The organism is Bradyrhizobium sp. UFLA05-89, assembly GCF_059803475.1.
The window spans coordinates 57,750-69,631 of the sequence record NZ_JBANBA010000040.1; the positions used below are offsets into that span (position 1 = coordinate 57,750).

9 protein-coding genes and 1 pseudogene are annotated in these 11,882 nt (G+C 60.5%); 7 read left to right on the forward strand and 3 right to left on the reverse strand.

What is annotated here, in order from left to right:
* Positions 1–159: 159 nt before the first annotated feature.
* The gene (locus SO139_RS21635; RefSeq protein ID WP_449380554.1) at positions 160–1,803 is read left to right on the forward strand and encodes a hypothetical protein; all 1,644 of its coding nucleotides are present in this window, start codon (positions 160–162) and stop codon (positions 1,801–1,803) included.
* The gene (locus tag SO139_RS21640) at positions 1,790–2,260 is read left to right on the forward strand and encodes a thiol-disulfide oxidoreductase DCC family protein (protein WP_498540552.1); all 471 of its coding nucleotides are present in this window, start codon (positions 1,790–1,792) and stop codon (positions 2,258–2,260) included. Before SO139_RS21635 ends, SO139_RS21640 begins: the two co-directional genes overlap by 14 nt.
* A gap of 155 nt (positions 2,261–2,415) precedes the next feature.
* Here the strand turns inward: SO139_RS21640 and SO139_RS21645 are convergent, their stop codons facing one another.
* Together SO139_RS21645 and SO139_RS21650 are read right to left on the reverse strand one after the other, a co-directional pair.
* Positions 2,416–3,243 carry a glycosyltransferase family protein gene (locus SO139_RS21645; protein WP_498540553.1) on the reverse strand — a complete coding sequence of 276 codons (828 nt, stop codon included), beginning with the start codon at positions 3,241–3,243 and terminating at the stop codon, positions 2,416–2,418.
* Between the two features lie 654 nt (positions 3,244–3,897).
* On the reverse strand, positions 3,898–4,188 hold the full coding sequence (locus SO139_RS21650; RefSeq protein WP_449380551.1) for a hypothetical protein: 291 nt from the start codon (positions 4,186–4,188) through the stop codon (positions 3,898–3,900).
* 1,328 nt (positions 4,189–5,516) lie between these two features.
* Here SO139_RS21650 and SO139_RS21655 point away from each other — a divergent pair.
* The 3 genes and pseudogenes from SO139_RS21655 to SO139_RS21665 all read left to right on the forward strand — a co-directional run bounded on the left by SO139_RS21655 (position 5,517) and on the right by SO139_RS21665 (position 8,751).
* On the forward strand, positions 5,517–6,710 hold the full coding sequence (locus SO139_RS21655; RefSeq protein ID WP_449380550.1) for an acyltransferase family protein: 1,194 nt from the start codon (positions 5,517–5,519) through the stop codon (positions 6,708–6,710).
* A 170-nt stretch (positions 6,711–6,880) separates the two neighbouring features.
* Positions 6,881–7,771: pseudogene (locus SO139_RS21660) on the forward strand (aldose 1-epimerase family protein).
* A gap of 254 nt (positions 7,772–8,025) precedes the next feature.
* Positions 8,026–8,751 (forward strand): response regulator, encoded by a 726-nt coding sequence (locus tag SO139_RS21665; RefSeq protein WP_449380548.1) that lies wholly within the window; start codon positions 8,026–8,028, stop codon positions 8,749–8,751.
* Here SO139_RS21665 and SO139_RS21670 read toward each other — a convergent pair.
* Positions 8,748–9,905, reverse strand: a complete 1,158-nt coding sequence (locus SO139_RS21670) for an acyltransferase family protein (RefSeq protein WP_498540554.1) — start codon at positions 9,903–9,905, stop codon at positions 8,748–8,750. The two genes, SO139_RS21665 and SO139_RS21670, sit on opposite strands and share 4 nt — an antisense overlap.
* 112 nt (positions 9,906–10,017) lie before the next feature.
* On the opposite strand from SO139_RS21670, the gene SO139_RS21675 reads away from it, so the two are divergent.
* Both SO139_RS21675 and SO139_RS21680 read left to right on the forward strand, forming a co-directional pair.
* Positions 10,018–10,404, forward strand: a complete 387-nt coding sequence (locus tag SO139_RS21675) for a hypothetical protein (protein ID WP_498540555.1) — start codon at positions 10,018–10,020, stop codon at positions 10,402–10,404.
* 104 nt (positions 10,405–10,508) lie between these two features.
* Entirely contained in the window at positions 10,509–11,804 is a 1,296-nt protein-coding gene (locus tag SO139_RS21680; RefSeq protein WP_449380545.1) for a DUF6895 family protein, read from the forward strand.
* Positions 11,805–11,882 lie beyond the last annotated feature (78 nt).

Below are 11,882 nucleotides of genomic sequence, written 5' to 3' on the forward strand. Positions count from 1 at the left end.
TCGTCACATTTCAATTCGCAATGGTCAGGTTCCCGCGCGAGGATTGTGAGCACTCCATCGCGGAAGACCAAGACTGCTCGTGCGAGGCTTGCGCAACCGAAGTGATCCGATAAGGTTCGATCGATTGCAACCGCGCAGTTCCGGGTTCCGAGACAAAGGATGGCGCTCTATTCCGTCGCATCACAGCAAGGGACCCGATCTCGCGTTTCCTCACTCGCGGGACCTCTGTTCCTCCTTGCAATAGCCGTCATTCTCGCTGCGGTGTCGCGGCGCGCCGTCACGCATCTCGCGCGCTGGTCCGATATTTACGCCCTGGTGCTGGTTTGCGCGGCTTTCGCCGGTGCGATCGCCTTCAGTTCAGTTCGTTACCGGGATATCTCGCCGCCATTGCGGATCACCGCCTTCGCGATCGGAATGGCAATCTTCGTGCAATTGCTGTTCGATTCACTGGGGCCCTTCGCCGGTCCCCCCAATATCCTGTTCGGCTCCGGCGAGAAGATTCTGTTCTTCCGCTACGGCGCGGTACTGGCGGTTGTGGCAGGGGGGGCTGCGATTTGGCGTCCTTCATTTCTGCTGCCGCTGCTCTACTATTACCATGCATGGCGCGAGATGGTGAGCGTCGTGTCCGGCATCTTCGTGACCGAGACCGATTATCTCGGGATGCTCGACGTCGGCAACTTCGCCGTCCTTGGTGTGCTCGGCACGATCGTCCTCACCAGCACCTGGGTGATGGATCGCGTGCCATGGCTGCGAACTCTGTTCGCTTCCGCGGATAATGTGAAGCAGCTTCGCGATCGCACCTATGGCTTGATCTGGGCGTGCGCCGTCGGCGCCCATCTCGGCAGCTATTTCTGGTCGGGAATCACGAAGCTGCAAGCCGGTGGCGAGAAGCCGTGGACATGGCTGCTTGCAAATCCCACGCAGACCTCGATCCTGATGGGACTCGAACGTGGCGACGCTCCGCTCGGTCTGTGGCCGGGCGCGTTGCAGTCGATCTGGGACGCGCTCGTCAGCTACCAGCTTCTCTTCAACGTCTTTGTGCTGGGCGCGCAGCTCCTGTCGCCACTGGCTGCGATCTCGACGCGCGTATTGTCGTTCTTCTGTCTGCTGTTCGATGTCTTTCACGTCGGCGTCTACTTCACGCTCGGTGCGCTGTTCTTCTTCTGGATTGCGGTCAACCTGTTCATCGTCGCCGCGGCACGCACGCTGCCGCGCGATGGGTTCACCCCGGCAATGAAGGTGGTGATGGTCGTGACCGTCATCTGCGGCCGATTCTTCTTCTACACCAACTACCTCGGATGGCTGGACGGGCCGAAGCTGGCAAGCCCGCGGTTCTTCGTCGAGACCCGGGATGGTCGCCAGATTCTCGCACCATCCACCTATTTCGGCATCTACTCGTACATGATTGGGACTGGAAGCATGTACATCCCCGAGAACCACTTCCGGGCTCGCGTTGGCGGCAACAACCACGATCTCGCAAGCTGGCACGACGCGACCACCTGCGGCCCGGAGATCATTTCACGTCAGGACACAGGCGTTGCCATGGAGGCGGTGGAAAAATTGGTCCGCGGGACGGATCGTTTTTTCCGTGTCTATCCCTGGGTCAAGGACAACAACAGCTTCTATGTCTATCCGCACCACATGCTCTCCAATCCATGGCTGTACGGCGAATTCAACAAGCTGACCATGGACGACATTGTCGCCTATCATTACGTGGTGGATTCGGTATGCCTCGGCCTGGCGGAAGGGAAGCTTGTGCGTGACGTTCGCAAGCGAACGGACTATCGAATTGACCCAAGATAGCGATGATCAGGTCTGGGTCGTCTATGACGGCGAATGCCCATTATGCAGCCGTTATGTGCTGCTGTACCAGTTGCGGGAGCGGGGTCAGCACGTTCACCTCATCGACGCGCGTTCGGAACATCCGATCGTAGGCGATATCCGCGCGCGCAACCTCGATCTCAATGAGGGCATGGTGGTCCGCTGGCGCGGGCAGTATTACTATGGCGCCGAGGCAATGCATTTGCTGGCGACGCTTGCCGGCGAGGCGACTTACTTCAACCGGCTCAATCGGCTCTTATTCTCCCGACCGCGGCTCGCAAAGGCACTGTATCCGGCGCTCGTGCGCGGAAGGAAACTTCTCCTTCGGCTTCTTGGTCGCAAGCCGATCGGCAAGATCAGATCAGTCCATGCTTCGGAACGGCGGGTGCCGGTCGGTCCTTCCGAAGAAAACATCAAGCACAACGATGCAGCCAGGTGACATCCCATCCACCGGAAGCGGCGGGTTAGGGTTAGAGCATGATCCGGAAAACTGTGAAGCGGTTTTCCCTCGCGACAAACGCGGAACGCGTTTGCGCGGAGATCATGCTCAAAACAATAACCTAAAACGCGATGACGAGGCGTCCCAATCGCGCTTTAGGGGTGTCGTGTTGCGGCCTGGTAGGCCGGGGAGAGGCGCATCAGACCGCAGCTGACAAGATCGTCCGGTGATTGGTAGATCCGGCTGTTCGGATAGGTGAGCTCGAATGACCGATCCTGAGCGAGCCGCTCCGCGTAGCGTTGATACTCGATTGATCCGAGGTAGTAATTCCCCTCGCGGACGGCGATGGCGACCTTGTCTGTGAAGTCGTGGAGGAATTTGAAATGGAGCAGGGCTCCTGTGACGTCGCCTGGCTTGCCGGGCGGTGCCATCAGGTGACCGGCGGCGATATAGCGACGGCCGGGCGACCAACGCGCGAGCGGCACCTTGGTGAGTAGCGGCGGCTGCCAGCGCGTGATGTTGACTGCAGGCAGCAGCCGCGCCAGCCCGTATGGCTCAAGCAATTGTACGAGCGCGTCGTAAAACGCGATCTTCGGCGGCATCGGCTCGTCATAGAACAGCCTCGCTCGCGCACCACCAACCAGGTAGTGCGTCGGAAAGCCGCGCCGACGGCGCTCCACATAGGTATCTGAATCGAAGTAGGGGCAGAATGCGACCAGGCTTTCACCGGCGCGGTAGCGCTCCGGGCCGCCGAGCCAGCGTGGATACATATCGACCATCTCCGCCGTCATGCAATCCGCGCCGGTGCTCTCCAGGTAGCGGCACAACCGTCGAAGATCAAAATTTTCGTAGCCCGGATAGACAAAGAGCTCGTCGGCGTCGAGCGTCAGCCCCCAGCGTCCTGGCGCAAATTGGTCGAGCACAGCGCTGGTCCAACGCGCGCCACCACTTGATTCTGCAAATGGCTCGCGGATCTCGAACACGTGAACATCCGGCTGATCGAGCAGGAATTCTCGCGTGCCGTCATCCGAACGATCATCGATTGCGAGGAAACGTCCGATCCCGAGCCCGCGATGGTGGCGCAGGAAATCGGGTAGCCGCAGCATCTCGTTGCGGAATTTGCCGACCGCCAAAATCTCATCAGCGCCGATATCGAGCGGCCGGGTATCAAGCCGGTGAACAACGGGATCGGGACGTTGCTTCGACCGCAATCGTGTTGGCATCGAGAGAGCGACAGCAGTCTGGTCTGTTCCGATGGACCCTTGCAGTGTGTCCCGTGCGCTGCCGCGGCGTACTGCTGCTCTCGCCAGCAATTCCATTTTGGGTCCTCCAGCCAATCAAACACACATTGAAGTAATCATGAGACAGGACACGATAAAGACGGCGAAGATAGGTGCCGAGGACGATCTTGTTCATAGGTCCATGGCGAGACACAAATGCGCGGTTGGTCTGCACAATGCAGGATATCAGTGACGACTTGGCGCATGGCGTGCAGCCAGCGTCAACGAAACGGTCAGCGGAAATGGGAACTATGACTGGGTCTGCACGCGCGCGATGAAGCAGATTGAATTTCATCCAACAGCACATCGCGACAAGGTACGATGCTGCAACTGCATACATCGCAGACGGTGATTGGGTTAGAATGCGACTCGTGATCCAGGCAATGGCGGGGATGCCTCCGACTGCACATGATCGAGGACCGAGAGGTTCGCGACGAGCAGACGCGTCAGCAGGCTCGCGAAATAGATGACTTGCATCACCACCGCACTGATGACGAATGCTGTCACGCCGGTTGCCAAGCCCTGCTGCGCGCCCAAAAACCAGGCTGGAACCAGGATGAGCATGGTTGCGGGAATAAGGGTGAACGCGCGAAAAAAGCGTCCCAAAAGAAGACCCGCCACGCCGCTTGCTACTATCAGCAAGACCAAAATTCGTCCCTCCTGCGTTTACGCCAGCGATGCCCTGGACACGGATGTCGTCGCATTCCAACCACAGAACTGCTGGAAAGATACCACTTTCCGGTTGCGCCTGCTAGAGCACCTGATCCGGAAAAGTGTGTAGCGGATTTCCGAAAAGATCATGCTCAAACAATAACCTAAGCGCCACGACGATTCCTCCTAATCTCATCGCGCTTTAGTCAATTGGTAGGTTCCAGCTCCCTCGAAAATGGACGGCGGCCCACTTTTCGTCGAACGTCTTCAGCCGCTTATCAAGCTGAATATGCAGACGGCATTGAAGTCTTTCTCGGTCCGAAAGCGCTATGCGGTCTATTCGTGCTCGGTTCCATTATTGTCCCGATGCGCGTCGGCTGCCGCATGGCATGTCACCCACCGCGTTCAGCCGCAATCTGGCTGAGTTAGGGGGAACAAAAAAAGTTCCATACGCAAGTGATGTTGGATGCGGCATCGGTGCAAACCGGTACTGCATCGCAGAAAGCATTGCTTCCTCGGTTGTCTGCATCGCTTGAACTGTCGTCCGGCACCACGATGCTTCCCCCGCACGAGCCTGGCGAGCCCGAGTCTAGATTGGCAAAGGGCGAACGCAGAGACGGCAAGAGGCTTTTGGTCGGATCGACGAAGGTCGAGCGGCCTAGCCCTCATGCCTGCGGTGGTGCTGGAGGAGTGCGACCAGTTCCTGGAGGCTCTGTTCGATGTTTGCGGCCTGCAAAGATCCAGCATCAGGCTCTGGCCGATGAGTCTGGACCAGATGCAAGTTTGCGGCCGAAGGCCTCGCAGGCTTAGCTGGCTTTGGCTCGTGAATGGATATTTCCTGAAAGGAGCGCGTGATATCGTGGTTCGACCGCTGCCTTTTTGGCATTGGCGGTTCGGGCGCAGCATGTCGCGCCCTCGCGCTTTCGTCCGGGGATTGCCTGGGTCTGAGGGTAGGCGAAATGTAGGGCTGGAATTTCAGGTGTTCTGTGTGTCGTTTGCGGGAGATCAGCTCGCGCGTGCCGTAGCCGGCAGCGAAGCCAATCGCCAGCAGAACAAATATGATAATGAGCCCTACCATCGACTATACGCGCGCTCTCACGATTCTGCCCCAAAGCCAGCCTGCTGTCGTCTATTTCCTGTAATTGACTATTTGAAGGCACGTCGTTTGCCGTGTCTGTGTCGGGCTGCGATCAATCGTGGCCTGATGCGGCTTGATGTGTCAGCGCTGTCGATCGACAGACCATTCAATCTGTCCGGCATCGTTAAGTAGTAAATCGCGAAATGCCGAGATTCCGATCTTGTTGTTACAGTCTCCAGGTTCCACCATGGTAGAAAGCGGCGCCCAGAAGATCGGAGCCGTCAACGGCCTTCGCGGACTCGCCATCATGATGGTGGTCGTCTTTCACCTGTTTGTTCCGTTTACATCCAGCACGCCGTCGTTCCCCGGTGAGCTTGATCCGAATGGCCTTTTTGCCATTATCGCGAAGCACGGATTCTTGGGCGTAAATATGTTTTTTGTGCTCTCTGGATTCGTTCTGTACCTTCCATATCGCACAAAAAAGAGAGCCATCTCTCGTCTGGCAGACTTCTCGGATTTCTATTGGCACCGCGCGGCCCGGTTGCTTCCGCTTTACTACATCGTCGTCCTCGTGACGGTTGCACTCCATTCGAAGTCACCTGCTGGATCGCACGCCTGGTATCTGGAGCTCGGCGGACTTCTATCGACCCTTTTCATTTTTGTGCCTCACGGGTTTATGCCTCCCTCCAATCCCGTGTTGTGGTCCGTTGCTGTTGAAATCTGGTTTAGCCTCTTGTTTCCGGTGCTGGTCCTTCTGATCGCGCGGTGGAGCCTCGGAAGGCTGCTGCTGTTGAGCGTGGTCGTGTGCTCAGCCTTCGTGGTCGTCGGCCATCTCATCGCGGTCGATCGGGTTGGCGTATTTCGTCCGTTTGTGGGCGGCATCTTCGGGTCGTGCTACCAGTTCGTTTTCGGAATGTTGGTTTGCGATCTTTACGTCAAGTCCAGGGACAGCGTTTCGCTCGGGCGAGCCTACTCTCGCGTGCTTCTGCCCGGGGTCCTGCTGATGATTGCCGCCATATATATCAAGGATAACGGCCCCTGGGCCTTGAGCATTCACTACGCGACGATGTTCTGCGCCGGGTTTTCCATGGTATTGCTTGCGGTCCTGTCTGGAGCGTGGTCCGTAAATCGCGTGTTCGAGGGGCGGGCGATTCAAGTCGTCGGATGCATGTGCTACAGCATCTATGCGTGGCATTCGTCCATCATGGTTGAAATGATCCCGCCCGATACTTCCTCGTTGAAAGACACGCTTCGATTGTCGTTGCCATATCTGGCGATAATGATCGCCCTAAGTGCTCTGAGCTATCGCTATATTGAATTTGGCCGTCAGCGGGATTGGAGGGCCTTGTTCTTGTTGCGCAGTTCAAAGTCCAACGGGCTTGCTGGCGCCCAGGTATCCAGTCGCGATCATGCCGAGTCCAGGCCCGTTGCATCGTCCTGAAGGACCTTGCTCTGACACCCCGTATGCCAGCGGCGCACCAGGTCCGGGCTGTCCAGATTGCATCGATGAGTTTTGCACAGACAGTCCGTGTGCGCGGTTGCGCCCAGCCATGGCGTCGCCACGCAAGTTCGCACTAGTCTCAGACCAGAGCTTCTCGGGGATAAAGGGCTATGAACGAAGACATTCACGTGATTCGAAGCGGCGCGCTGACAGCGGCGATCAAGGCGCAAGGCGCCGAGCTGTGCTCGCTCAAGCACGAGACCGGCATCGAGTTCATCTGGCAGGCGGGTGCTGAATGGCCGCGCCATGCGCCGCTGCTGTTTCCGATCGTCGGCCGGCTCAGGAACGATGAGCTCCGCTATGGCGGCAAGACCTATCGCCTGACCCAGCATGGCTTCGCGCGCGACCGGCGTTTCACCTAGCTCGAGCGATCGTCATCGCGGTGTGTGCTCGAGCTCACCGACGACGCGGCGACACGCGCGCTCTATCCCTTTGCCTTCCGGCTGACCGCGACCTGCACGCTCGACGACGCCGGTCTCGACCTCGCTTTCACGATCGCCAATACCGGCGAGGACATCTTGCCGGCCTCGCTCGGTGGCCATCCCGCGTTCAACTGGCCTCTCGAACCTGATATGCCGAAGGAGCGTTATGTGCTCGCCTTCGCGCAGGACGAGCCGCATCCCGTCCGCCGGCTCGAAGGTGGGCTGCTGCGTGAAGCGACGGAGCCGAGCCCGGTCCGCGACAAGGTGCTCGGCCTGTCCGAATCCCTGTTCGCCGCAGACGCGGTGATCTTCGACCACCCCAACAGCACCTCGGTCCGCTATGCGGCCGGGCAGGCGGCATCTCGGGGGCCTTGGGTGGAGATGTCCTGGAGCGGTTTCCGCGAACTTGGCGTTTGGTCCAAGCCAACGGGCGCGCCGTTTATCTGCATCGAGCCATGGCGCGGCACTGCGAGTCCCGCGGACTTCGATGGTGCGTTCGATGAGAAGCCGGGTCTGATGCATATCGCGCCCGGCGCGGAAGAGACGCTGTCGTTCCGGATCCGGGTTGGGATCACGTAGACAAGCGAGGCCGGACCGGCCCGAGCGGACGGCGCTGCGCTTGCGCCAGGGATTCGCGCGGCGGTGTTCTCTCATCGCCGATATTGTTTGCGCACGCCGAGGCGCGTACTATCGCGTCATGTTCGCTGGGGCTTTCAAATGCATTGTGAATGAAGGTTCACATCGTGACGCATTGTGTTACGCGCGCATCCGCGCGGCTGGCTCCTGCGTGCATCGTTTCGATGACGTCGAACGTTCAGGGAAGGGCTGACGCCATGGCCGGCTCCGTATCCGAGGACTTGCGTCGCACAGACCGCATCGTCGTCGTCGAGGACGATCCGGTGACGCGTGCCATGCTGGTTGGCTATTTCAGCGAGAACAATTTCAACGTGGTCGGCGCCGGCTCCTGCGCGGAATGCCGTCAGGCACTACGCGTCCGCACTGATCTCGTCTTCCTCGACGTCCAGCTGCCCGACGGCGACGGTTTTGAGCTTGCCAAGGAGATCCAGGCGCTCAGCAATGCTGGCATCATCTTCGTCACGCGCCGCGACACCGACGTCGATCGCATCCTCGGGCTCGAGATCGCCGGCGATCATTACGTGACCAAGCCGATCAACCTGCGCGACCTGCTTGCGCGGGCGCGCAGCGTACTGCGGCGGCGCTCGATCGATCGCAAGGCGGCGCGCAACCATAACTCAATTGCTTTTGGGGATTGGATCATCGATCTGATGCGCCGGGAACTGATGGACGGCGACAGCAAGCCGGTTGCACTCACCCGCGCCGAGTTCGATCTGCTTGCCGCCCTCGTCGGCGCCGACGGCCGGCCGCTGAGCCGCGACTACCTCATCGAGGTCGTCAGCAACCGGCAGACCGAGGTCGATGTGCGCACGGTCGATGCGCTGGTGGCGCGGCTGCGCCGCAAGCTGATCGGCAGCGGAACGCCCGTGATCGCAACTGTCACCGGCGTCGGCTACAAGCTCGCGATCAGCGAACGGCTCTAGGCCGCGCTTCGCGCCGCGATGACGCCGATTCCCGGTGAATGTTCGGCGGATGAGGCGGTGAGGCGGTGCGCCAGCTTCTGCGCGCGCCGTTCGATGAGTCGCCACGTCGCAAGCGACAAGACATAGGCGATCAGCGCGGTACACGCATAAGCCAGCAACAGCGAGGCAAGTCCGTCCACCAGCGGCCAGAGATGGCGCAGGCCGTAGATGACGGCGAAATGTGACAGGTAGATTGAGTAGGAGTTGCGCCCCAGCGCCTCGATCGGGGCCCAGCGAATCGCAAAGCGAATGCAGCCGAAGACGAGGACGCCGAGCACGAGGTTGATCATGAGATAGTTGAACTCGTGCGATCCGCTCGCCCGGTTGGCCACGAAGGACGATGCGATGAGAACCGCAAACAACCCGGCGTCGGATTTTGCAAATCCGTCTCGCAGGCCGAAGAACAGCGCGCAACCGGTTAGGAACACCGGAAGCTGGTTGAGGAAACTCAGGTGCAGCGCGTTCCAGACGAACGCCTCGTGGCCAGGCCCGTAATAGGCCGTGAAGAACGCATAGGCCAACGGCTTGAAGGCGCAGACATTGACCAGATGCAGGATGATCGCGAGCACGAGATAGAGCTGGCGGCGTGACCCGAAGGCTGCGATGAGATGCGGAAAGAGGAGATAGAACGTCATCTCCGCGGCGATCGACCAGTCGCCCGGCACGACGCTGTTGATGCTGTCCGGCCAGAAGCCGTGCAGGAAGGTGGCGGTCAGGGCAACCTGCACGGGCCCGATCCCGTTGGGTGCATCGTAGCTCGGGCCGGTGCCATCGACGGCGAGATAGAGCGGAATGGCGAGCCAGAACAGCGGCGCGATGCGCAGGAAGCGCCGGATGTAGAATTTGCGCGTCGGATCGCTTTCGCCGGCGCGCTGCGTCCACATCAGGCACATCGTCATCGCGCTGACGAAATAGAACACGTTGACCCCGACCCAGCCGGAGCCGAACGCGAAATCGACGATCCGTATGCCGGAGGGAAAAGACTGCGAGACGTGGATCGCCATCACGCCGGCGATGGCCAGGCCGCGCAGGACGTCAAGAGTGTGCGAACGTTCGAAGGGCAGCGCTGCGCTCGCTCCGCTCCGGCTGCCGATGGTCCCGACCTGGCTCTGCACGCGCGCTCCGACGTATTTGGATTTCCGTTGGCGACATCGCACGTATACCGGCGGTTGTGCAGGTCCTGAACTGAAAGTTTTTGTTTACGTTAACCGTTCCTGCGCGCACGAAATGAAACCGTGTTCTGGTTGTTCTCAACTGTTTTTGAAATGTAAGGTAGCTCACACCACCGGGCCGGCAGATCGGGCCATCTTTTGCAGCGTCGACGGCGGCAGGCTTTGCCGCGGCATCGATCCACACCAGCTCATGGAGGCAACATTGAGCCACGCTGCAGACAAGGAAGAGATCGTCCGCAAATTCCTGGCATCGCGCGCGTTCGACTTCGCCGCGTTCGGAAAGTTCGTCGCCGAAAACGGCGCAAGCCTCGCCAGCGGCCGTGACGGCGAATTCGGTTTCGTCATTGGTCACCGCGTCATCCGCTACTGCATTCCGCCACAGGTGGAGGTGACCGAAGAGATCGATCCGTCCGTTGTCCGTAATGAGGTCACGGGCCGCTGAGGCAGGCGGTGGTCGGCGCGAAGGCGATGTGTTTCGTCCATCCGTTGGCCGCCGATGCCGCCCTCTTCCACAAGGGGAGAAGGGAAACCGTATGTGAGACGGACATGCAGCACCCACAGGAAGGCAAGGTCGTGCTGGATCACAAACGCGACGTCGACCTTACGCAGGATCTGGAATTTCGCCAGGACCTCCGGCGACGTTTGCGGCTGGCGATCCGAATTGCCGCGCGCACCGTCCAGTTCCTCGGCGAGGAAGGCTTTGACGGCTCGGATCTGCCGGAGGGCAATTTCGCCGCAGAGAAGCCGCTCGCGGAAACGGCCATGCTGCTCCACGTCGCCGGCCGGCACGCCTCGCATCCCGGCATTCACCACGCGATCGACGCGTTGCTTGGCGAACTCTTGCCCTACGCCCGGTCGCAGCAGATGCACTGGGACGTCGCGCGCTATCCGTCGGTCTGCCTTCAGCTCGCGACCCCGCATATCATCCTGAGCACGTTCGGTCATCCCGACGACGCCTTCGACGCGCTGCTCGCGCAAAGCTGGTCGGCGTCCGCGCGCCCCGGCCATGAGGTGGTGCCCTATCGCGAGCTCGAGATCGGCTGGCTGTTGTCGCTTTGGCTCGACGATCCGCCCGGGCCCGACTTCGCGCAAATCGCGCGCAAGACCGCGCTCGGCAACCCGATCGATCTGCTCAACGGCACGCGCGAGGATGCCTACGCGCACACCCACGCGGTGATGTATTTCACCGATTTCGGCAACTGGCGGCCAAGGCTGCCGCGGCCGCGCGAAGAATTCCTCGATGAATCGGCGACCGTGCTCGCCCGCGCGCTGGTAATCGAGGACTATGATCTTGCGGCCGAAGCGCTGATGGCCTGGCCGCTGCTCGCCTCCGCCTGGAGCCCTGCCGCCGCGTTCGGCTTCCGTGTCGTGGCTTCGCTCGAGGACAAGGTCGGCTTCCTGCCGGCGGGTCGGTCGGCGGCGAGCCAGCTTTTGCGCCTGAGCGGTTACGACAAGACGAAATGCGCGCTCGCGACGTCCTATCACACGGCCTACGTCATGGGCATGCTCTGCGCGGTTGCGCTCAAGGTGGGCGTGGCCTCGCCGTTCGCGATCGCTGGCCCGTGCTATCCGGACACGCTCGCGGCAGACCTCCACGCGCGCATTCCGAAGACAGGCGCGCATTGGGAAGAGGTGTTCGAGCGCCTCGAGGCGAACGAGCAGGCCGCGCTCGCTCCCTTCCTGCTCGACGTCGCGCTGATGCAGGCGAGCCGCCGGAGCGATGCCGCCGAGATGGCCGATCTGCTTCGTCTCGCCGTCACCCACGGCATGGCCAACACGACGCTATGCGCCCAGGTCGCCGAATTCTTAGGCCGGCTCGGTGCGCTCGTCGGCGGACGCTAGAGCATGATCCGGAAAAGTGCGCAGCGGTTTTCCCTCGCGACAAACGCGGAACGCGTTTGCGCGGAGATCATGCTCAAA